Source organism: Winogradskyella endarachnes, assembly GCF_009741275.1.
GTDB classification, from domain to species: Bacteria; Bacteroidota; Bacteroidia; order Flavobacteriales; family Flavobacteriaceae; genus Winogradskyella; species Winogradskyella endarachnes.
The window spans coordinates 101509-124575 of record NZ_WOWS01000006.1; the positions used below are offsets into that span (position 1 = coordinate 101509).

Annotated in this window: 18 protein-coding genes; 11 read left to right on the forward strand and 7 right to left on the reverse strand. The window is 31.6% G+C overall.

Annotated features, from left to right (window positions below):
• The first annotated feature begins 90 nt into the window (after window positions 1-90).
• Window positions 91-6378, forward strand: coding sequence for an alpha-2-macroglobulin family protein (locus GN138_RS13970; RefSeq protein WP_157364622.1), 6288 nt, complete (start codon window positions 91-93; stop codon window positions 6376-6378).
• Here the strand turns inward: GN138_RS13970 and GN138_RS13975 are convergent.
• From GN138_RS13975 to GN138_RS14005, 7 genes are all read right to left on the reverse strand, one after another.
• The gene (locus GN138_RS13975; RefSeq protein WP_157364623.1) at window positions 6375-7103 is read right to left on the reverse strand and encodes a LytR/AlgR family response regulator transcription factor; all 729 of its coding nucleotides are present in this window, start codon (window positions 7101-7103) and stop codon (window positions 6375-6377) included. The two genes, GN138_RS13970 and GN138_RS13975, sit on opposite strands and share 4 nt — an antisense overlap.
• On the reverse strand, window positions 7100-8176 hold the full coding sequence (locus GN138_RS13980; protein ID WP_157364624.1) for a sensor histidine kinase: 1077 nt from the start codon (window positions 8174-8176) through the stop codon (window positions 7100-7102). Before GN138_RS13980 ends, GN138_RS13975 begins: the two co-directional genes overlap by 4 nt.
• Window positions 8177-8553: 377 nt before the next feature.
• The gene (locus GN138_RS13985; protein WP_157364625.1) at window positions 8554-10839 is read right to left on the reverse strand and encodes a S9 family peptidase; all 2286 of its coding nucleotides are present in this window, start codon (window positions 10837-10839) and stop codon (window positions 8554-8556) included.
• Between the two features lie 203 nt (window positions 10840-11042).
• On the reverse strand, window positions 11043-11558 hold the full coding sequence (locus tag GN138_RS13990; RefSeq protein ID WP_157364626.1) for a DUF4136 domain-containing protein: 516 nt from the start codon (window positions 11556-11558) through the stop codon (window positions 11043-11045).
• Window positions 11559-11622: 64 nt separating this feature from the next.
• The gene (locus tag GN138_RS13995) at window positions 11623-12354 is read right to left on the reverse strand and encodes an ion transporter (protein WP_157364627.1); all 732 of its coding nucleotides are present in this window, start codon (window positions 12352-12354) and stop codon (window positions 11623-11625) included.
• Between the two features lie 16 nt (window positions 12355-12370).
• The gene (gene obgE / locus GN138_RS14000; protein WP_157364628.1) at window positions 12371-13369 is read right to left on the reverse strand and encodes a GTPase ObgE; all 999 of its coding nucleotides are present in this window, start codon (window positions 13367-13369) and stop codon (window positions 12371-12373) included.
• A gap of 59 nt (window positions 13370-13428) precedes the next feature.
• Complete coding sequence (locus tag GN138_RS14005; protein ID WP_157364629.1) at window positions 13429-14538, reverse strand: adenylate kinase; 1110 nt, start codon at window positions 14536-14538, stop codon at window positions 13429-13431.
• Window positions 14539-14702: 164 nt separating this feature from the next.
• Between GN138_RS14005 and GN138_RS14010 the strand changes: the two genes are divergently transcribed.
• From GN138_RS14010 to GN138_RS14055, 10 genes are all read left to right on the forward strand, one after another.
• Window positions 14703-15857, forward strand: a complete 1155-nt coding sequence (locus GN138_RS14010) for a 5-(carboxyamino)imidazole ribonucleotide synthase (protein ID WP_157364630.1) — start codon at window positions 14703-14705, stop codon at window positions 15855-15857.
• A gap of 2 nt (window positions 15858-15859) precedes the next feature.
• Window positions 15860-16339: a 5-(carboxyamino)imidazole ribonucleotide mutase gene (gene purE / locus GN138_RS14015; RefSeq protein ID WP_157364631.1), complete on the forward strand. Its 480-nt coding sequence runs from the start codon at window positions 15860-15862 to the stop codon at window positions 16337-16339.
• 163 nt (window positions 16340-16502) lie between these two features.
• Window positions 16503-18533 carry a M3 family metallopeptidase gene (locus tag GN138_RS14020; protein WP_157364632.1) on the forward strand — a complete coding sequence of 677 codons (2031 nt, stop codon included), beginning with the start codon at window positions 16503-16505 and terminating at the stop codon, window positions 18531-18533.
• A 27-nt stretch (window positions 18534-18560) separates the two neighbouring features.
• On the forward strand, window positions 18561-19343 hold the full coding sequence (locus GN138_RS14025) for a hypothetical protein (RefSeq protein ID WP_157364633.1): 783 nt from the start codon (window positions 18561-18563) through the stop codon (window positions 19341-19343).
• 47 nt (window positions 19344-19390) lie between these two features.
• Window positions 19391-19894: a GbsR/MarR family transcriptional regulator gene (locus GN138_RS14030; RefSeq protein WP_157364634.1), complete on the forward strand. Its 504-nt coding sequence runs from the start codon at window positions 19391-19393 to the stop codon at window positions 19892-19894.
• A 62-nt stretch (window positions 19895-19956) separates the two neighbouring features.
• Window positions 19957-20778 carry a DCC1-like thiol-disulfide oxidoreductase family protein gene (locus GN138_RS14035; RefSeq protein WP_157364635.1) on the forward strand — a complete coding sequence of 274 codons (822 nt, stop codon included), beginning with the start codon at window positions 19957-19959 and terminating at the stop codon, window positions 20776-20778.
• Between the two features lie 2 nt (window positions 20779-20780).
• Window positions 20781-21134, forward strand: coding sequence for a hypothetical protein (locus tag GN138_RS14040; protein ID WP_157364636.1), 354 nt, complete (start codon window positions 20781-20783; stop codon window positions 21132-21134).
• Window positions 21135-21137: 3 nt separating this feature from the next.
• Window positions 21138-21524, forward strand: a complete 387-nt coding sequence (locus GN138_RS14045) for a hypothetical protein (RefSeq protein WP_157364637.1) — start codon at window positions 21138-21140, stop codon at window positions 21522-21524.
• Window positions 21525-21526: 2 nt separating this feature from the next.
• Window positions 21527-22420 (forward strand): TIGR01777 family oxidoreductase, encoded by an 894-nt coding sequence (locus tag GN138_RS14050; RefSeq protein ID WP_157364638.1) that lies wholly within the window; start codon window positions 21527-21529, stop codon window positions 22418-22420.
• Window positions 22421-22477: 57 nt separating this feature from the next.
• Window positions 22478-23032 carry a sigma-70 family RNA polymerase sigma factor gene (locus GN138_RS14055; protein WP_157364639.1) on the forward strand — a complete coding sequence of 185 codons (555 nt, stop codon included), beginning with the start codon at window positions 22478-22480 and terminating at the stop codon, window positions 23030-23032.
• Window positions 23033-23067 lie beyond the last annotated feature (35 nt).

The window sequence follows — 23067 nt, forward strand, 5'->3', positions numbered from 1 at the left end:
TTAACTTCACTCACCGAAATAAACCTTACACTCATTTTAGCTGTTTTTGGAATACCTTTTGAAGGTATTTTGCTATAAATAAAAATTTTCATGAAACACTATATATCTCTATTTATGCTCATCTGTTTTGCTTCTTTCTCTCATACTCAAAATAATTTTGAAAATCAGTGGAAAGAAGTATCAAAACTAGAAAACGAAGGTCTAACAAAAAGTGCTTCAGATTTGGTTGAAAGCATCTATAAAAATGCTGTAAAAGCTGAAGACACGCAACAAAGAATTAAAGCTTTATTATACATTAGCAAATACCAATTAATTCTAGAAGAAGATGCACAACTCACTATTGTAAATAGATTTAAAACAGAAATTAATTCAACTAAAGATATCATCACCAAACACCTTTTAGAAAATTTGTTAGCCACAATGTATTGGCAATATTTTCAGCAAAATCGATATAAATTCTACAATAGAACCAAAACCTCAAAGAAGGTTAGTGATGATTTTAGAACATGGGATTTAGAAACTATTTTTAACGAAATACATACCTATTACCAACGTTCTCTAGACAACGGAATTTTATTGCAACAAGAATCCCTGAATAATTATGGTGTATTGTTAAATGAAGCTGAGAACTCTAAAGACTATCGTCCTACCTTATTTGATTTGTTAAGTTATAATGCCTTAAGCTTCTATAAAACACCAGAAAGTAGCATAACACAACCTGCAGATAAATTTAGCATAGATAATGAAGATTTTATTGCAGATAGTAACATTTTTATAAATGCAGAACTATCCTCTAACGATACCTTATCATTAGAACGAAATGCTTTAATAATTTATCTGAATTTAATAAAATTTCATCGCCACAACAAAACAACAAAAGCATTTGTAAATGTAGATATTGAGCGTCTAAACTTTGTTAAGAAGCACGCTACATTTGCTAATGTTGATGCTTTACTTTTAAAAACATTAGAGTCTAAGTCAGCCGAGTTAAAAGCCTCAGAACTTTCCACTTTATACGATTATGAAATTGCTAATACTTACAAAAGCCAAGGCCAATTTTTTGATGCTAACATAAATGGTAGTCCAGAAAACTCAGAACAACAATGGAAATTAAAAGAAGCTGTTTCAATTTGTAATTCTGCTATATCTAAATACCCAGAAAGTATTGGTACACAGAAATGTGCCGTATTAATTGAAGAGATAAAACAACCGTATTTACAATTTCAAGCAGAAGAATTTATAGGCATTAATTTACCATCAAAACTTTTAGTAAACTATAAAAACTTAAAGCAACTAAATTTTAAAATTTATAAAGTTTCAAAAAAACAATTACAACGTTATGAAAGTATATATAGAGCTGATGAAAAGGATGCATTTTTCAAAAAACTAACTGCAGTTGAAACATTTTCTCGTCCGTTAAAAACCGAAGGCGATTATCAACTGCATAGTACAGAAGTTGTTTTTCCAAACTTAGCCAATGGCTTATACCTTATAAAAGCAGAAACCAATAAAAGTGATAGGGTTTTTGCTGCAGCACATATACAAGTTACAGATTTAGTTTTAGTTGAGAGTAATGAAAACGAAGACCATATTTACCAAATAATAGATAGACATAATGGACAACCAAAAGTAGATGCTAAAGTAGAAGTCAGTTATATTAACAATGGCAATAGCAACAGAAAAACCAAATCTTTTACAACAGACCGCTTTGGTAAATTTAAGTTTAAAAAAGACGATAATTATTACAGAGAGGTAGAAGTAAAAGTAACATCTAAAGAAGATACTGGTTATTTTGGAGACTATTACATTAATAGAAAATACAACAATGACGCTGGTAACCACACACAATACAGAAATTTTATATTTACAGACCGTAGTATTTACAGACCAGGACAAACTGTTTATTTTAAAGGTATAGCTACTAAATCCTCTAACGGTAAAACAGAAGTCTCAGCAGATGAAGCCGCAAAAATTAGATTAAAAAACGTAAATGGTGAAGTGGTTAGTGAATTGCTGCTAAAAACTAATGAATATGGTTCTGTACAAGGTGAATTCATTTTACCTAATGATGGCTTAACTGGTAACTTTACCATTGAAATGTTTTCTAACAAATCGGCATATGCCTACATATCAGTTGAAGAATACAAACGACCTAAATTTAAACCAGAATTTCAACCTATTACCGAAACATTTAAAGTAAATGATAGCATTACGGTTAATGGTACTGCTGTTGCATTTGCTGGCAGTTCTATTACAGACGCAAAAGTAGTTTACACTGTAAAGCGTAATGTTCGTTTTCCTGGTTGGTATTATTGGAGACGACCTTCTTACAATACAGAAGCTCAAGAAATAACTTTTGGCGAAACTAAAACCAATGCCAAAGGCGAATTTGAAATTAAGTTTAAAGCTTTACCCGATAAAAGTGTTCCGCAAGATAATCTGCCTGTGTTTAATTATGAAGTTACTGCAGACATAACAGATATTAATGGCGAAACACACTCTACTTCTACCATTGTTAATGTAGGTTACCATGCCATGACCTTAACTATTTCTGCACCTCAAAAAATTGATAAAAGTGCTAAAGACTTTGAACTAAGTCTGAATTCTCAAAATTTAAATGGTGGCTTTGCACCTGCAAAAGGTGAATTAAAAATATATAAACTCAATGCTCCAGAACGTGTTCTAAGAACTAGACCTTGGGCAGCACCAGATTACCAAACAATTCCGGAATCAGAATTTAAAAATTTGTTTCCGCATGAAGCTTACGAAGACGAGAACCAATTCACAAATTGGGAAAAGGGTAAAGAAGTTTTTAGCACATCTTTTGATACCGAAAAAAACAAAACAATACCGCTAAAAAAGATAAACAAATGGACCTCTGGTAAGTACCTAATTGTTGCAGAAAGTAAAGACAAGTTTGGGCAAAACGTAAAAGCACAAGTATTTACAACCTTATATAGCGAAAAGGACAAAACCGTTGCAGACAACCAACTGTATACTGCACAACTAGATAAAGACCGTTACACTACAAATTCTATTGCAAAATTAACTCTAGGTTCTGCGGCTAAAAACATAACCGTTACTGTAGAAATTGAAAAGGACAATAAAATAATAATGACGCAATTAGTAGAACTTAACAATTCTAAACAAACAATTAGCGTTCCGGTTTTAGATAGCGATTTGGGTGGTTTTGCCATACACACATTTTTTTCGGCGTATAACGAGTTTAAAACACAAAGTTTTAACGTTAATGTCCCGTATCCTGAGACTGATCTACAAATTGAGACCACTACATTTAGAGATAAACTACAACCAGGACAAGACGAAACCTGGAGTTTTAAAATTAAAGGACCAAAAGGTGAAAAAGTAACTGCCGAATTATTAGCCAGTATGTATGATGCGTCTTTAGACGAATTTAAAGGACATAGCTGGAGTTTTAATCCAATTAGTAACCCTGTTTATTACGGTAGAATTTATAAAAACGCGCAACAGAGTTTTGGCAAAACTTATTTTAGGGTTTATAATAGTTTTGATACCACCAAGAATTATCCATACCAAGGTTACGATCAATTAAATTGGTTTGGGTTTTATTTTGGAAATAATCGTTATTTGAGACGAGGTTATGGCAACATGAAACGTATGGCTACTCCTCATACCATTGAAATAGCTGATGTTGCTGTAGAGGAATTAGCAGAGTATGGACCAAATGCGAGTATTTCAAAGGTTTTATCTGGTCAAATTAAAGGATTAAATATTTTATCTAATAATGCACCACAAGGCTCAGATTCTATAGTTAATTTAAGAGGTGTAACATCAATAAATGGTAATACAGAGCCACTTTTTGTTATAGATGGAAAAATTGTAAGCGAATCTAGTTTCAGAACATTAAAGCCTTCAGATATACTAGAAATTAAAGTTTTGAAGGATGCTGAAGCTACATCTGCTTATGGTGAAAAAGGTAAGAATGGAGTCATTATTATTACCACAAACACTAGCTTCAATGAATTGCAAAAAGTTAAAGTTCGAAAAAACCTAAACGAAACCGCATTTTTCTTTCCGCAGTTAAAAACAGATAATGAAGGTAATGTTAGTTTTAACTTTATAGCACCAGAAGCCTTAACCCAATGGAAATTACAATTATTAGCGCATACTAAAACCTTAGAAAGTTCAATTAAACGATTAGAGACTGTTACACAAAAAGAGTTAATGGTTATACCAAATGCGCCACGTTTTTTAAGAGAAGGTGATAAAATTACTATTAGTGCAAAAATTGCAAATCTTACAGAAAACGAATTGTCTGGTGTTGCGCAATTATTACTAACCAATTCAATTACAAGCAAATCAATTGATGGCGAATTATCAAATACGTATAATGACTTAGGCTTTAAAGTTAATGCTAAAGGCAATACGCAAGTAACGTGGAATTTAGAAATCCCAGAAGGTATCCAAGCTGTGCAATATAAAATTATTGCAAAAGCAGGCGATTTTAGCGATGGCGAACAAAATGCCTTACCTGTTTTAAGCAACCGAATGTTAGTGACGGAAACGATGCCAATGTGGATTCGTTCTAATGAAACTAAAACGTTTACTCTAGATAAGTTAAAGACTAATTCTTCTACAACATTAATCAACCATAAATTAACGTTAGAGATGACGTCTAATCCGGCTTGGTACGCTGTGCAAGCGTTGCCATATTTAATGGAATATCCTTACGATTGTAATGAGCAAACATTTTCTCGTTATTATGCCAATGCTTTAGCGCAACATATTGTGCAATCCAACCCAAAAATAGAAGCGGTTTTTAATCAATGGAAATCAACAGACGTTCTACTTTCTAATTTAGAAAAGAATCAAGAATTAAAATCGTTACTCATACAAGAAACCCCTTGGTTACGCGATGCACAATCTGAAACCGAACAGAAAAACCGTATCGCTTTATTATTCGATTTAAACAAAATGAATAATGAGTTACAATCTGCCAAGAGTAAATTAAAGAACAATCAGCACAATTCTGGTGCATGGCCTTGGTTTAATGGCGGACGCGATAATCGTTTTATTACACAACATATTATTGCTGGTTTTGGCCATCTTAAGGCACTAAATGTCATTACAACAGAGCATAACAACGAGGAGTCTCACATGATTCAAAATGCTTTAAATTATTTAGATACAGCATTTGTACAAGAATATAAAGACATCAGAAAGTATAATAAAAATGCGGATTTAAGTGAAGACCATTTGTCGCCAATGCAATTACATTATTTATACACACGAAGCTTTTATCCTGAAATGACACCTTCAAAAGAAGTACAAAACATTATGGATTATTACCAGTCTCAGATTCAAACCTATTGGTTAAAACGTTCGTTATATGCCAAAGGTTTAATGGCTTTAGCGATGAACCGAATAAACGATACAGTAACAGCTGGTAAAATTGTAAAATCTTTAAAGGAGAATAGTATTACTTCAGACGAATTAGGCATGTATTGGAAAACCAACACTAATTCTTGGAATTGGTACCAAGCACCTATTGAAACACAAGCGTTAATGATTGAAGTATTTTCTGAAGTTGGTATTAAAATTCAGAGCGAAACGAAGAATCTCAACGACATCGATAATTTAAAAATATGGTTGCTAAAAAATAAACAAACCAACCGTTGGAAAACCACCAAAGCCACAACTGAAGCTGTATATGCCTTACTATTACAAGGTAGTGATTGGTTAAGTATTACAGACCAAGTAGCTATAAAAGTTGGAAATGAAAACATTTCTCCAGAAAAATTAGATAATGTAACAGTAGAAGCTGGTACTGGGTATTATAAAACTGCTTGGACTGGTTCTGAAATTAAACCAGAACAAGCCGATATTACTATTACTAAAAAAGGAGAAGGCATAGCTTGGGGCGCTTTATACTGGCAATATTTTGAAGACTTAGATAAAATAACCTCAGCAGAAACACCTTTAAAACTAAGCAAGAAACTTTTCTTAAAAACCAATACATATAAAGGCGAAGAGATTACCGAAATCACAAAAGATTCAAAATTAAAAGTAGGTGATTTAGTGAGGGTAAGAATAGAACTGAGAACAGATAGAACTATGGAATTTGTACATTTAAAAGATATGAGAGCCGCGGGATTTGAACCTGTAAATGTGTTATCTCAATACAAATGGCAAGATGGTTTAGGCTATTACGAAAGCACAAAAGATGCTGCTACAAATTTCTTTATGGACTATTTACCAAAAGGAATTTACGTATTTGAATATGACCTGAGAGTGAACAACGCAGGAGATATGAGTAATGGTATTAGCACTATACAAAGCATGTATGCGCCAGAGTTTAGCAGCCATAGTGAAGGTGTTAGAATCAGTGTGAACTAAAAACTTAATTGGTCCTTGAAAATATAAGATTGTCTTCTGGAGATTTCTATTTCTTCTCCAGAATTCATTTCAATTTTTAGTTTTCCATTAAACCAAGATACTACTTTATTTACGTGGTTAATATTAATAATCTGCTGACGGTTGGCTCTAAAAAACACATCTTGGGGTAGCTTCTCTTCTATTTGAGCAAGCGACTTATAAATTAATGGTTTATTATTATCAAAAAAGACTCTGGTGTAATTACCAACAATTTCAAAAAGAGAAATATCTTTAATTTTTACCAACCAACAGTTGTCACCATCTTTAATAAAAATCTGTTTGTCTAAACTTAATCCACCACTCTTTTTATTTGTATCAGTTTCAGTATGCTCTTTCTCTAATACTTTTGTTATAGAACTTGTAAATCGTTTTTGACTGATGGGTTTTAATAAATAATCGAACGCATTATACTCAAAAGATTTAATCGCATATTCATCAAAAGCCGTAGTAAATATGGTAATTGGCACCTCATCTAACATTTCTAAAAGTTCAAAACCATCTTTCTCTGGCATATTGATATCTAAAAACAATAAATCTGGATTCGTTCTATTAATCAGTGTAAAACCATCATCTACATTAGCAGCTTCTCCAATTAATTCTATTTCTTTATGTGCTTTAAAAAGTTCTTTTAACTCATTACGAGCCAAACGAGAATCTTCAACAATTACAGCTTTTAAGATATTCATATTAATGGCATTTTAATAGTAGCAATTACTTCTTTTTCTATCTCATTTAAAGTAAAACTTGCATCTTTTCCATATAATAATTCAAGACGTTTTTTAATGTTTTGCAATCCTAAATGCGTTGAATTATTACTTTTTTTAAGTGTTCCGGAGTTAGCAACTTTTATTTGTAATTGATTATTTTCAATAATCGTTGATAGTTTTACAATTCCACCACTTTTTAAATTAGAGATTCCATGCTTAAGCGCATTTTCTACCAACATTTGAATAATCATTGGAGGAATTTGTATATTTAAAGTATCGCTTTCAATATTGCTTTCAAATTTTAATCTATTTTCAAATTGAATTTTAGAAATTTCTACATAATTTTCTACCATTTCTAATTCATCTTCTAAGGCAATGGAATTGACTTCACTCTTTGTAAGGGAATACCTAAGAGTTTCAGATAGATTGGTTAACATGCCTCTTGCTTTGGTTACATCTTCTAACATTAATCCACGGATGTTATTTAAGCTATTAAACATAAAATGTGGATTTATTTGCCCTTTTAATGTATTGAGCTGGGACTCTTTTAAGTTTGCTTCTAGTTGCAATTGTCTTAATTGTACTTTTTTTAATTGATAATAAATTTTTATTGTTAAAAAAACAAAAAGCCAAATAACAAATAAGGTTCCAAAATAAAGAAAATTAGATACTCTACCTGCAATTGTTAATGGTCCTCCTGCTATTTCTGGTAAGCTTCCTCCAAAAAAATCCACAAAATCTAAAAATGGCCAAATAAGTAAAGAATATATTATCTGAATAAATAAAAATAAAATTAAAACCTTAAAGACATCTAACCTTTTAATAGCGTTAAAATTAAGTTTTAAATCTATAAATACAGACACAATAAAAGACAGCGCAAAGCCTAAAAAACCACAGGCAATACCTTCTACCCATAAATATTTAAATCTAGCATCAGAAATATCTTCACCTTCAAACAAATAAATTTTTCTTATTGTTAGTGTGAATAAAAACAACAGTATCCAACCTAATAGATTGAATACTATATAATATTTATTAAATGATAATTTCATGCAGGCATTTCTTTTATTGTTAGCACAAGATAAGGTTAAAACCTTTTTTAAATTCTTCTATGTTAATATTCTTCTCTTGTAATTTTCCGGATTAATAAACAGGCTTAAATGAAGACTATGTCTACTATAAACTCGACAATGGTTTTTACTAAATTGAACATAATACTGTTGTTTTTTGATTGATGAATTCTATTCGTTTTTAATTGATAGTATAAATATAAGACAGCAAATAGGTTTTAAAATTGAAAATATGATGAGTGGTAAATAGATTATGGCGAGCGGAAACCATTAGGTTAATACTAATAAAAAAGCCTCTTAAGACTAACTCTTAAAAGGCTTTCAACAAATTAGATTGATTGTTTGATTGGTTATCGTTTTTAATTTAAATGTTGTGCAAAGAAACCTAACATGGCCTTGTACAATTCTACTCTATTTTCTTCGTGAGAAAAACCATGACCTTCATCGTATTTTACCATGTATGGCACATCTATTCCTCTCGCTCTCATACTTTTTACTACTTGATCAGATTCATCAATATTTACTCTTGGATCATTAGCACCTTGTATTACAAATAATGGTTTTTTAATTTTATCTACATGTAATGCTGGTGATACTTCTTTCATTATCTTTTGGTCTGCTTCATCTTCAGAATTATACCATTGCTCATTAAATTGAGCCATGTAAGGTTTCCAGTATTCTGGGAACGATTCAAAAAATGTAAATAAGTTACTCACACCTACGTAATCTATACCACAAGTATATAAATCTGGTGTCTTTACAAGACTTCCTAAAGTCGCTAATCCTCCATAACTTGCACCATAGATGGCTACTTTTTCATTATCAATAAAATCTAAAGTTTTAGCATAAGCGACAGCATCTTCTAAATCGTTAAGCATCTTTCTACCTATTTGCTTATTTCCGGCCAAGAAGAAATCTTTTCCATAACCACCAGAACCTCTGTAATTAACTTGTAAGGTTGCATAACCTCTACTTGCAAATAATTGTGTTTCTGGATTAAAACCCCAATAATCTCTTACACCATACGGTCCACCATGCGGATTTACAATTAAAGGTACACGTTCACCTTTTTTAATATTATTTGGAATTGTGATGTAACCGTAAACTTTTAATCCATCTCTTGTTGTAAAGTTAATAGGGCGCATTTCTGCCATATCTTCTTCATGTAACTGAGGCATTAAATCTAATAGTTTAGTAAATTCATCTTTCTTAACATCGTATGTATAGTACGTTCCGTAAAGCTTATCTGTTTGTAAGATGATTAAGTATTTGTCTTCATCTTCTGTTTTGTCTACAATAGAATATACTTTGTCTCCAAATTCTTTTTTAAACTTTTTATCTAATTTTTTAAAATATTTACTCACTGGTATTACATGTGTTTTTTCCCCTGTATAGTAATAATAATCCACTTCGTAATCTCTCTTTTTAGAACGACTTAAGCCTCCAACATCAAAAGTATCGTTACTATAAACCTTTTCTATAATTTCTTTTTTGGCTAAATCGTAAAGTACTAGTTCGCTTGTGTTACTTTCTAAATTAGTTAATACATATGCATCATGCTTATAAGGTGTGTTGTAATTAAATGCTACTATAGAAAAAGAATCTTGCCAGTTAGTAGTCACAATTTCATTAAAAGGCTCATTAACTCCTGTTCTGTAATACAAAACATATTCTACGCCGTTTTGCTGTTTAGTATAACCTCTAAGCTCACCATCTTTATCAAATTCGTAACCAGCAATTGGAGATGTAGCATCTTTATTCTCAAACAATTTTTCCATTTCGCCAGTAACAATGTTTAATTTATAAGGCTCAAATATTTGCTTGTTATCCTTATTCATCATTATAATAACATGATCTGGTTGATCATTTAAAAGATTAGAGAAGTTGACCTTTACATCTTCAAAAGGTGTTAAAGCTTTTGGGTTACTTCCATCTAAATTCGCTGCAAAAAGCTGATAGTTTTCATTACCTCCATTATCTTTTATGTAAATTAATCTATTATCGTTAGCCCAACCATAACCTCTAATAAGCTCTTCACCCTCTTTAATAGCTAAAGTTACTTTTTCAGTTTTTGTATCTTTTACATATACATGATTTTTGCCGTTTTCGTCCTTTTCTCTAAATGAAAAATAGTTTCCTTTTGGCGAAAATTGAAATGAACTTTTTGTAGGATCGGCAAAATAATCTTCTGCAGAATATTTGTAAGTCGCGTTATCGAAAGCCGCTAACTTATCTAGGGCTTCTTTAGATGACGGCAAAGACACGTCGCCTGGTTTTGTTTTTACAGTTTTGGTTAAATTAAGTGGTAATTCCATACCGCCTTGAAAAAAGGTGCCAGTAATTGTTTCGTTCTCTAAAACACCAACATATTTAATTCCTCCTTGAGTAAATGCAATGGTTAACTCATTAGCCTCAAAGACTGTTTTATCCATAGGAATTCCTGTTGCACCTTGGCTAGGGCTATCCATAGTAGAAGACAATACACCATCATCATTTTTTACATCGAATATTAATGGAATTTCTTGGCCTTGCACATTTAAACTCCCTTTCCAAGATCCTGAGATATCTTGAGCAAAAGTGCTAATTGAAAATACTAATGCAAGTATGCTTAGTATTAAACTTGAATTTGATTTTGTTTTTTTCATGATGATTATTTTAATTTAATTTACAGTTTAGAATGTTACTTCATCAGTTAACGATTTTATAAAAATGTTACACTTATTTCTGTAAATATAAATTTGAAATAATCTCAACCCATTGAAAATATGACGAGTGGTAATTTGAATATGCTAAACGGAAGTTTTACCTATTCTATAAATTTTAAGAAAAAAAGGACTTCTAACTAATCTTATTTTGGTGGATATTCTGCAAAAACCTTCTCTACTAATTTTGCGAATACAGCTTCGCGTTTTTCTGGAGACGCGTTAGAATTGTATTTGCTTTCGCTTACGGCTTGCCAAAATAATCCTGTTTTTGTTTCATCAACAAAATCGATAATAATTTCTCTTGTCTGCTGATTCTGACCAACGGGAATACCAACAGAAACACCTCCAAAACCGCGTCCTCCACCACCTCCAACGCCAACACCAACAGTACTATTATTGCGGTTTGTAACTTGTTGACTTTGAATATCTATGAAAAAATCAGGATTATCTGAACGTGTTAAGCCCATTGTTTTAAGCTCACTATCTATGGCTCTCATTAAACGTTTAGTATCTAATTCGCTTAAACCCGTTTCCATATCATCGTAATAACTATAGGTTTTATAATTGCTGAAATCAGTAGATTTTTCGTAGTCGTAGTTAACTACGCTTCCACAAGATGTAAGAACAAGTAGTACGCTTAAGAATATTATATTTTTCATCATTTTTTATTTTAAAATTATGAAAAATTTACATTCAAAATGCAAAATTTAAGCTAATTAAAAGTTAATCCTTTAAGTTACTCTTATTGTCTTCGTCTTGCGGTTCAACGGCTTTTGTTAATGACGACGAAATAATACCTGTAGGAATGGCTACAACGCCCAAACCAATTAATAGCATAAAGAATGTAAAAATTCTTCCGCCAACCGTAATAGGGTACACGTCACCATAACCAACGGTTGTTAAAGTTACAATAGACCACCATAGACTAGAGAAAATTGAAGAAAAGTGATCGGGTTGTGCTTCGTTTTCAAAATAATAAATACCAACTGCTGCAAAATAAATAAGCATAATGGTAATAATCATAAACAAGATGATTTGTTCCTTTGCTAATTTCATGGCATTCGCAAAATGACGCATGGCTTTATTATAGCGTACCAATTTAAACAGCCTGAATAATCGGAACATTCTTAATAATCGCAATGAACGCAAATCAACGCCAAATGATAAATAAAACGGAAGAATAGCCAAAAAATCTACAAGTCCAAAAAAACTAAAAATAAATTTAGGCTTGTTGTCTGCAACATAAATTCTAGCCAAATACTCAAATGTAAAAACTACTACACAAAATGCTTCAATTGCATTTAAAACCACTCTTGTTTGCGGTTTTAAATCTGGTAAGGTTTCAATAGAAAATGTGATTACAGAAAATATAATTAAAAACTGAATAAAATACGCAAAACGTCTGCTACGCTTACTATCGTTAAGTTCTACTAGGTTTTTAAGATATGCTTTCATGTTTAAAAATGAAACATTAATCGTTTAACATTTTCCAAAGTTGATCTTTTAATTCTGTTAAGCCTTGTTGAGCTACTGATGAAATAAATAGATAATTAGCCTTTAAATCTTTATCTAAAATTGTTGAAATTTCAGATTTCAGTTCTTCATCTAACATATCAGATTTAGAGATAACCACTAAACGTTCTTTATCTAGCATTTCAGGATTGTAGCGTCTTAATTCGTCTTCTAAAATTTCGTATTGCTCTACGATATCTTTAGCATCTGCAGGAATTAAAAATAAGAGAATTGAATTACGCTCAATATGCCGTAAAAAGTAATACCCTAATCCTTTACCTTCGGCTGCTCCTTCAATTATACCAGGAATATCTGCCATTACAAACGACTGAAAATCGCGATACTCCACAATTCCCAAATTGGGTTTTAAGGTTGTAAATTCATAATCTGCAATTTTTGGTTTTGCAGACGTTAAAACAGATAATAGTGTAGATTTCCCTGCATTAGGAAACCCAACCAACCCAACATCTGCTAAAACTTTTAACTCTAAAGTGATATCTTTTTCCTCTAGCGGAATTCCAGGTTGTGCATATCTTGGTGTTTGGTTTACTGAACTTTTAAAATGCCAGTTACCTCGTCCTCCTTTTCCGCCTTCAACAACAATCCGTTCTTCGCCATCTTCGGTGATTTCAAATAAGATTTTATTGGTTTCAGAATCTCGTACAACCGTTCCTAGAGGCACTTCTAAAAAGACATCTTCACCATCAGCACCTGTACTTCTACCAGAACTTCCATGTGCACCATGACCTGCTCTAATATGACGTTTAAATTTTAGGTGAATTAATGTCCAAAGATTAGAGTTTCCACGTAAAATTACATGACCACCTCGTCCACCATCGCCTCCATCTGGTCCTCCTTTGGCAATATATTTTTCGCGATGTAAATGCGAAGACCCTTTACCTCCATTTCCGGAAGTAACGTGCATTTTTACGTAGTCTACAAAATTTCCTTCAGTCATTTGATGGGTTTAAAAGTTTAATTATTTAATTGTTTTTGAGATAAACCCTTTAAACGATTTTACAGTTTATCAATAACAGTACTTAAACGCACTGTAATCTCTTCGATACTGCCAACACCGTCAACACCAAAATATTTATTTTGCTCAGCGTAGTAGTCTTTTAAAATAGCAGTTTTGTTATAGTACTCTTTAATTCGGTTTCTAATAATACCTTCGTCTGCATCATCAGTTCTACCACTAGTTTTTCCTCGTTCTAATAAGCGTGTTACTAAAACCTCATCATCTACCTCTAAAGCTACCATGGCATTAATTTGTGAATCGGTTTTATCCATTAACTCATCTAATGCTTTTGCTTGTGCATTAGTTCTCGGAAAACCATCAAAAATAAATCCGTTAGCATCGGCATTTTTTTCAACCTCTTTATTTAGCATATCAATAGTAACCTGATCTGGCACTAACTCTCCTTTATCCATGTAAGACTTTGCTAACATACCTAAAGCGGTTTCGTTTTTAATGTTATATCTAAAAACATCACCTGTAGAAATATGAATTAAATCGTATTTCTCTTTTAAGAATGTTGCTTGTGTTCCTTTACCTGCACCTGGAGGTCCAAATAGTACTATGTTTGTCATATGTTGTGTTGTTTTTAATTGATATACGCTTGGTAAATCTCTCCCTAATCCGTCGTAGTCTAAACCATAGCCTACTATAAATTTATTAGGAATTTCCATACCAACGTAATGTAGTTTAAAATCTTTGTTATATGCTTCTGGTTTATAAAATAAAGTAGCAATAAGTAATTGCTTTACGTTTTCATTTTTAAAAATACGGTGTACTTCGTCCAACGTATTTCCGGTATCAATAATATCTTCTAAAATAACAACTGTTCTTCCCGTTAAATCTTGTGTAAGACCAATTAAACGTTGAATATCATCCGTAGATTTAACACCTTCATACGATGCTAATTTAATAAAAGTTACCTCACATGCTTTGGGGTATTTCTTTACAAAATCACTTACTAACATAAATGATCCATTCATAATACCAACAAAAACAGGCACTTCATCTCCTAAATCGTTAGCAATTTTGTCTACCATATTTTGAACAGCAGTGTCTATTTCTTGTTCAGATATAAATGGTTTAAAGTATAAATCGTGAAGCTTTATCAAAACGTAAATATTTTAGAATTGCAAAGATACATATTTGATTGCTGTTTAAAGGATTTTTGATTTAGTAATTTCGAGGTATATATCATTTTTAGCGTATTTTTGCTATTGAAAATCAGAATTTTTAACTCTAAAAAAATTCCATTTATTGGAAACAAATTAAACCGATGAATTATTTCTCTTCAAATTTTAAACTTGGAATACTTGGTGGCGGGCAACTGGGTAAAATGATGTTGTATGATACACGTAAATTTGACATTTACACATGTGTGTTAGACCCAAGTCCTGAAGCACCATCTAAATTAGCTTGTAATGAATTTACCGTTGGTGATTTATTAGATTATGATACAGTCGTTAACTTTGGTAAACAAGTAGATGTATTAACTTTTGAAATTGAAAATGTAAATGTTGATGCGTTAGAAACATTAGAAAAAGAAGGTGTGCAGGTTTATCCTTCTTCTAAAACATTACGTCATATCCAAAACAAAGGCACACAAAAATTATTTTACAGAGATCATGATATACCAACCGCAGAATTTTCGAGATTTGCTTATACTTCAGAGATAGATGAAGCTGTAGATAATGGTGGATTAAGCTACCCATTTGTATGGAAAAGTTCTCGTTTTGGCTATGATGGCACTGGTGTGCAAGTTGTAAGAAGTGAACGCGATTTAGTAAAATTACCTAATGTAGAATGTATCGCAGAAAAATTGATTCCGTTTAAAAACGAATTGGCTGTTATAGTTGCTAGAAATGAAAAAGGAGATATGAGTACATATCCTGTGGTTGAAATGGAGTTTCATCCTGAAGCAAACCAAGTTGAGTATGTTATTTGCCCAGCAAGAATACCAGATGATATTGCAAAAAAGGCAGAACAAGTTGCTTTAAAAACTGCTAAAGCTTTTAATCACGTTGGTTTGTTAGCTGTAGAAATGTTTCAAACAAGAGAAGATGAAATATTAGTAAATGAAGTAGCACCAAGACCTCATAATTCTGGTCATTATAGTATTGAGGGAAGTTACACCTCTCAATTTGAGCAACACATTAGATGTATATTTGGCTTACCATTAGGAAACACAGAAAGCAAGGTAGCTGGTGTTATGGTAAATCTTGTTGGTGCAGAAAACCACACAGGTAAAGTAGTTTACAAAAACATAGAAAACATATTGGCTTTAGATGGTGTAACACCTCATATTTATGGCAAAAAAGAAACACGTCCTTTTCGCAAAATGGGCCATGTTACTATTGTCAATAAAGATATAACAGTAGCTAGAAAAATTGCAGAAAAAGTAAAACAAACAATTGAAGTAATAAGTGAATAACAATGAGTAAAGTAGGAATTATAATGGGAAGCAAGAGTGACTTGCCAGTTATGCAAGACGCTATAGATATTTTAAAAGACTTTGATATTGATATTGAAGTTGATATAGTTTCGGCCCATAGAACACCAGAAAAATTGTTCGATTACAGTAAAAACGCACACACTAGAGGAATAAAAGTTATCATTGCAGGTGCAGGTGGTGCAGCACATTTACCAGGTATGGTAGCATCTTTATCGCCTTTGCCAATTATTGGAGTACCAGTAAAGAGTAGCAATTCTATAGATGGTTGGGATTCTGTACTTTCAATTTTACAAATGCCAGGAGGTGTACCTGTTGCCACTGTTGCATTAAACGGAGCAAAAAATGCTGGTATCTTAGCGGCACAAATTATTGGTAGTGCTGATAAAAACGTACTTAATAAAATAATAGAATATAAAGAAGGCTTAAAAGCAAAGGTTTACGACTCTGCAAAAGACTTATAAAAAAGCCTCAACTTTCGTTAAGGCTGTTTTGCTATTAATCAAATCTTAGATAAACAATTATTGTCCTAAAGATGTTGCAAAGATAAGGCTAACGACAGTAATTAACATCTTAACATTTAGTTAAAAATCAGGCTGTCAATTATTTAAATAGAAAAACAATACCATGACAATTCTTAATAAACCATTCAATACACCATATAACACAGCACCATTTTCTAAAATTAAAACAGAAGATTACTTACCTGCTTTTAAAGAAGGTATTAAAAATGCCAAAGCTGAGATAGATGCCATAACAAATAACACTGAGGCACCAACTTTTAAAAACACCATTGAAGCCTTAGACTATTCTGGTGAAGAATTAGACCGTTTATCTAGTATTTTCTTTAATTTGAATTCGGCTGAAACTAACGAAGAGATACAGAAAATAGCACAAGAGGTATCGCCTTTACTTTCAGAATTTAGTAATGATATTACTTTAAACGAAGACTTATTTAAACGTGTAAAAGCGGTTTACGATTCTAAATCAACTTTAGAGTTAACTACAGAACAAGAAACACTACTCGATAAAAAATATAAAGGATTCTCTAGAAATGGTGCTAATTTACCTGAAGATAAAAAGGAAAAATTAAGAGCAATTGACAAGGAATTAAGTCAATTAAAATTAAAATTTGGTGAGCATGTTTTAGCGGAAACTAATAAATTTGAAATGCATCTTACTAACGAAGATGATTTGGCTGGCTTACCTGATGGCGCAAAAGAAGCCGCTAAACAATTAGCAGAAAGCAAAGACAAAGACGGTTGGTTAATTACATTAGATTACCCAAGTTATATTCCGTTTATGACTTATGCAGACAATAGAGCATTACGTGAAAAATTATCTAAAGCCTTTGGAAGAAAAGGATTTCAAAATGATGAATTAGACAATCAAGATATTGTTCTTAAAATTGCAAAGCTTCGTTTTGAACGTGCTCAACTTTTAGGTTATAAATCTCATGCACATTTTGTTTTAGAAGAACGCATGGCACAGACACCAGAAAAAGTAACGTCGTTTTTAAATGAATTACTAGATAAAGCGAAACCTGCAGCAAAAGAAGAATTTAAAAAACTAGAGGATTTTGCTAAAGATTTAGATGGTATTGACCAATTACAAAAATGGGATTCTGGTTATTACTCAGAAAAGTTAAAACAAAAATTATTCGACTTAGATGATGAGCAATTAAAACCGTATTTTAAATTAGAGAACGTAATAAATGGTGCTTTTATAGTTGCTGAAAAACTATTTGGTTTACAGTTTGAAGAAATTGATACCATAGATAAATACCACGAAGATGTTTTAACCTATAAAGTTACAGATGCAGAAGGCGAATTAGTGTCTATTTTCTATGCTGATTTTTTCCCCAGAGCAGGCAAAAGAAATGGTGCTTGGATGACATCCTACAAGCCGCAAATGATTAAAAATGGTGTAAACGAAAGACCTCACATTTCTAACGTTTGTAATTTTACCAAACCAACAAAAAGCAAACCTTCTTTACTAACATTTAATGAAGTGACGACGTTGTTTCATGAGTTCGGTCATGGACTGCACGGCATGCTTGCCAACACCACATATCCTAGTTTATCTGGCACAAGTGTATTTTGGGATTTTGTAGAATTACCTAGTCAGATTCTAGAGAACTGGTGTTATCAAAAAGAAGCTTTAGAGTTATTTGCTACGCATTATGAAACAGGTGAAGTAATTCCTATGGAATTAATCAATAAAATTAAAGCATCATCAACCTTTAATGAAGGTATGCAAACCTTACGTCAAATTAGTTTTGGCTTATTAGATATGTCTTGGCATGGCATTGACCCTTCAGGTATAACAGATGTAAAAGCGCATGAGGTTGAAGCTTTTGGAGACACAAGCTTATATCCAGATGTCCCAGAGAATTGTATGAGTACATCCTTCTCGCATATTTTTCAAGGTGGATATTCTTCTGGTTACTACAGTTACAAATGGGCAGAAGTTTTAGATGCTGATGCTTTTGAGTATTTTAAAGAAGAAGGCATCTTCAACAAAAAAGTCGCCGATAAGTTTAAAACTTATGTACTCTCACAAGGCGGAACAGAAAACCCAATGACTTTATACAAGAAATTTAGAGGTCAAGAACCAAAACCTGAAGCGTTGTTAAGACGTGCTGGTTTATTGAAATAAACTAAACGGTTTTAGCGTTCTTTGATTATGAGAATTCTAAAACTATTAGCACATATTATAATCATCTCATTATTAACTGCACTTACCCAAATTGGTGGACTCATCTGGATAAGTGCAGTTTTTATATCACGGAAAACTAAAAAGAAAAAGCGATTAGTTTTTCCTCTACTCTATATAGTTTGCAATCTTATTATAGTTCCGCCAATTGCTTCTTATTTTGGTAGAGAAAAATTACCAACTTTCAATAAAAACTTAAAACCGAGAAATTGGTTCTACCCTTTAGCGTTTAGAAATTATGTTAATCCTGAATTAAAAATAGAATTAGAAAATACTGCTGATGTATTAAAAGTATCAAACATAACTATCACTTATTTAGATGCAAATTTCCCTTTTATAAATGGCTTTCCTTTGTTACCACACTTAAGTCATAACGATGGTAAGAAGATTGACATATCTTTTATATATCTAAATAAGGAAGGAGAAACCACTAATAAAAAACCATCCGTTTCTGGTTATGGTGTTTATGCTAATGATGACCAAAATTACACCTGTCAACAGTGTATTAACAAAGGATATTGGCAGTATGATTTTACAAAATACATCACATTTGGAACCATCAATGAATTAGAACTAGACCAACAGAACTCAGCTCTTCTTATTAAGCAACTACTCAATATTTCTAATTCTCAAAAAGTATTTATAGAACCTCACCTTAAAAATTCATTAGGCTTAAGTAACCAATCTAAAATTAGATTTCATGGTTGCCAAGCTGTTAGGCATGATGACCATATTCATTTTCAAATAAAATAAACTTTCAATAATTACTGAAAGTTTAAAAATTTTTATATATTTGCTGTATGGAATATTTAGAAGCAAAAGAAAAATTTATCAGTACTTGGGGAAGTTTAGGGTCACTTTGGGGCATAAACAAAGCCATGGCACAGATACAAGCGCTTCTTTTTATTGCAACAAAACCTTTGTCCATGGAAGACATCATGGAAGAACTTAAAATTTCTCGTGGTAATACCAGCATGAATTTAAGACAACTTATGGATTGGGGAATTGTAACCAAAGTATTAGTTTCTGGTGAACGCAAGGAATTTTTTACTACTGAAAAAGACGTACAAGAATTGGCACGAATCGTAGCCAAAGAACGAAGCAGACGAGAAATTAGACCTGTGATTAAAGTTTTGGAAGATGTCTCTTCCATTAAAAATGATGGTACAGAAAAATCAAAAGAACTCATTAAACAAACAAAAGCCTTACATCAACTCACGTTAGATCTAGATACATTAATGAATAAAATGGTGAATCAAAAACAAAATTGGTTAACAAAGTCGGTTTTTAAACTGATGAAATAGTTAATCTATTTTTTTAAATCAAACTTTCAATTTTTTCTGAAAGTTTAAAATAAATAATAATTATGAAAACACTACAAAACCAAACCCTACTTTACGATAAAGATTGTCCGTTATGCAATGTGTATACCAGTAGTTTTATAAAAACTAAAATGTTAGATACAAATGGCAGAAAAGCTTACAAAGATTTAACTAACGAAGAACAAAACTTTATAGACCTAAAACGTGCTGCCAATGAAATTGCACTCATAGATAATAAAAACAAAACCGTAATATATGGTATTGATAGTTTACTTAAAGTGATTGGTAATTCAATGCCATGGGTAGAAAAAATAGGAAATTTAAAACCTATTAAATTCGGATTAAAAAAGTTGTATTCTTTTATATCTTATAATAGAAAAGTCATAATTCCGAGTAAAGAAGACTTAACGCAAACACTAAAATGCGTGCCAGATTTCAACTACAAATACAGATACATTTACATTTTGTTTGCAACACTGATAACCAGTATTGTTCTCTTCAAATTCGGTAAATTATTACATATTATTCCCGAATCTAACATTTATAGAGAAGGTTTCATTGCTTTAGGACAAATTGGATTTCAAGCCTTATTTATTTCAAAATTAAAGTTTCAAAAACAACTCAATTACGTTGGTAACCTCATAACAGTTTCTTTAATGGGAAGCTTAATTTTAATTCCTGTTTTAATTCTAAATTCCTTACTTATAATACCTGAAGTCGTTATACTAACTTGGTTTGGGCTAACCGTTTTATTCATGTTATACGAACATGTGAGACGAGTTAAAATTTTAGAATTACCAACATATCTATCTGCAACCTGGATACTTTATCGTGTACTGATATTACTTGCAATTTTAAGTTTATAACTATGAGTTACAACACCATTACATACCTCATCTATTTGCCTATTATTTGTTTCATTATGTTAAAAGTAGGCTGGTTATTTTATAAAAATGGCGAAGTATTTCTTCTAGATATATTTCAACAAAACCAACCATTAGTCTCTAGCATAAACAAGTTATTATTAATAGGTTATTACTTGCTAAATATTGGTTATGCTATTTTAACCATTTCGTATTGGGAACATTTAGAAAGCACAATAGAAATCATTAATTCGCTGAGTTTAACCTTAGGAAGAATCATCATAATACTCGCATTAATGCACTATAACAACATTTTTATTTTAAAATTCATAAACAAACAAAAACTATTAAATCAATAAATTATGGAAAATTCAAAAATCATTATCGGCTACATCATTTATTTACCAATCGTTATAGTACTTACTATTTACATTTCTAAAATGCTGTTTAAAAACGGAAGACTTTTTATGATAGACATTTTTAAAGGTAAAGAAGACATTGCTATGGCAACCAACAAACTATTCGAAATTGGATTTTATCTTATCAACATAGGTTTCGCTTTGTTTATAATGAAAATATATGCCAGTTCTAGATTTGAAATGAGTTACCAAACCTTAATGGAAATCTTAAGTAAAAAAATTGGTGGCTTCACCATTTACTTAGGTTTAATGCTGTTTTTAAATCTATATTTATTTTTTAGAGGGAGAAGAAAATCTAAACAAGTATTTAGAAACACTAAGATGTCTTAATTATGAAAACAATTATTATAGCAGGTGGAACTGGGTTTTTAGGAAGAGTGCTTGAAACTCATTTTACTCAAAAAAATTACGAAGTTAAAATCTTAACCCGAAATGTCACCAAACCAAATCATATTTACTGGAATGCAAAAGATATAGACCAATGGGCAAATCATCTTGAAGGCACAGACGTTTTAATAAACCTCACTGGTAAATCAGTAGATTGTAGATACACAGAAAAAAATAAAAAACTAATTCACGATTCTCGCATAAATTCTACCAATATTTTGGGTATAGCTGTTAAACAAAGTAAAAAGCCACCAAAAGTTTGGCTTAACATGTCTACATCAACTATATATAAAGATTCTTACCGTAAACAAATGACGGAAGAACATGGTGATATTGGTAACGATTTTTCAATGAATATTGCTAAATCTTGGGAAGCTGAATTTAATAATATTAAAATACCAAACACCAAAAAGGTACTACTAAGAACTGCAATTGTTTTAGGTAAAAATGGAGGTGCATTAATCCCTCTAAAAACATTGAGCAAACTTGGTTTGGGCGGAAAACAATGGCATGGTAAACAAAAAGTCAGTTGGATACACGAAACTGATTTCGCCAGAGCTATAGAATTTATAATAAAAAAAGAACTTAATGGCGTATTTAATATTGTATCTCCTCAGCCAATAACAAATGCGCAATTAATGTCATCCATTAGAAAAGTTCTAAAAGTTCCGTTTGGACTACCTCAACCTAAATGGCTTATTAAATTAGGTGCAAAATTAATTGATACCGAACCAGAACTTGTATTAAAGAGTAGAAATGTAATACCAGAAAATTTAACAAAAAATGAATTTACTTATAAATATACAACTATAGAAAGTGCTTTAAACACCTTATTATAATGATAATTCATTTCTCATTTTTTTAACTTATTTTTGACACAGCAATGATAACAACTAATGCCTAATCACACAATAGACCCAAATAATTGGGTAAAACTATATTCAGATTATCTCTTCAATTACACTATTACACGTGTAAATGATAGAGAAATCGCACAAGATTTAATTTCAGAAACATTTTTAGCTGGACTTAAATCTATGGCAAATTTTAAAGGAGAAGCAAGTGAGCGTACATGGCTGATTTCAATTTTGAAACGAAAAATTATAGACTATTATCGTAAAATTAATTCTAACAAAGGTAAAGCCGAAGTTAGAATGGGTTACATTAATAGTGATGATGATGAAGGTGATTGGTTAGAAGAACGCGTTGCAGACCCTTTTGATAAAACCGCTGAGGATTCAATAGAAAATTCTGAATTAGGTGATGCTATTTATGATTGTTTAGGCAAATTACCTGAAAAACAAGCAGATGTATTTAAAATGAAGACCATTTTAGGATACGATACTGAAACTATTTGTAATGAATTAGATATTACCGCGTCTAATCTGTGGGTAATAATCCATAGAGCTAGAACTGCTTTAGCAGATTGTATGGAAGAAAATTGGTTTTAAAAAAATTAAAGAACCTTTTATTATTAAAGGATAAT

Bases quoted from the DNA above. Each gene is read 5' to 3' on its own strand.
- GN138_RS13975 (WP_157364623.1), bottom strand. From the start codon at position 7,103: ATGAATATCTTAAAAGCTGTAATTGTTGAAGATTCTCGTTTGGCTCGT.
- GN138_RS14055 (WP_157364639.1), top strand. From the start codon at position 22,478: ATGCCTAATCACACAATAGACCCAAATAATTGGGTAAAACTATATTCA.
- GN138_RS14035 (WP_157364635.1), top strand. From the start codon at position 19,957: ATGAAAACACTACAAAACCAAACCCTACTTTACGATAAAGATTGTCCG.
- GN138_RS13985 (WP_157364625.1), bottom strand. From the start codon at position 10,839: ATGAAAAAAACAAAATCAAATTCAAGTTTAATACTAAGCATACTTGCA.
- GN138_RS13980 (WP_157364624.1), bottom strand. From the start codon at position 8,176: ATGAAATTATCATTTAATAAATATTATATAGTATTCAATCTATTAGGT.
- GN138_RS13995 (WP_157364627.1), bottom strand. From the start codon at position 12,354: ATGAAAGCATATCTTAAAAACCTAGTAGAACTTAACGATAGTAAGCGT.
- purE (WP_157364631.1), top strand. From the start codon at position 15,860: ATGAGTAAAGTAGGAATTATAATGGGAAGCAAGAGTGACTTGCCAGTT.
- GN138_RS14040 (WP_157364636.1), top strand. From the start codon at position 20,781: ATGAGTTACAACACCATTACATACCTCATCTATTTGCCTATTATTTGT.
- GN138_RS13990 (WP_157364626.1), bottom strand. From the start codon at position 11,558: ATGAAAAATATAATATTCTTAAGCGTACTACTTGTTCTTACATCTTGT.
- GN138_RS14045 (WP_157364637.1), top strand. From the start codon at position 21,138: ATGGAAAATTCAAAAATCATTATCGGCTACATCATTTATTTACCAATC.
- GN138_RS14020 (WP_157364632.1), top strand. From the start codon at position 16,503: ATGACAATTCTTAATAAACCATTCAATACACCATATAACACAGCACCA.
- GN138_RS14030 (WP_157364634.1), top strand. From the start codon at position 19,391: ATGGAATATTTAGAAGCAAAAGAAAAATTTATCAGTACTTGGGGAAGT.
- GN138_RS14025 (WP_157364633.1), top strand. From the start codon at position 18,561: ATGAGAATTCTAAAACTATTAGCACATATTATAATCATCTCATTATTA.
- GN138_RS14010 (WP_157364630.1), top strand. From the start codon at position 14,703: ATGAATTATTTCTCTTCAAATTTTAAACTTGGAATACTTGGTGGCGGG.
- GN138_RS13970 (WP_157364622.1), top strand. From the start codon at position 91: ATGAAACACTATATATCTCTATTTATGCTCATCTGTTTTGCTTCTTTC.
- obgE (WP_157364628.1), bottom strand. From the start codon at position 13,369: ATGACTGAAGGAAATTTTGTAGACTACGTAAAAATGCACGTTACTTCC.
- GN138_RS14050 (WP_157364638.1), top strand. From the start codon at position 21,527: ATGAAAACAATTATTATAGCAGGTGGAACTGGGTTTTTAGGAAGAGTG.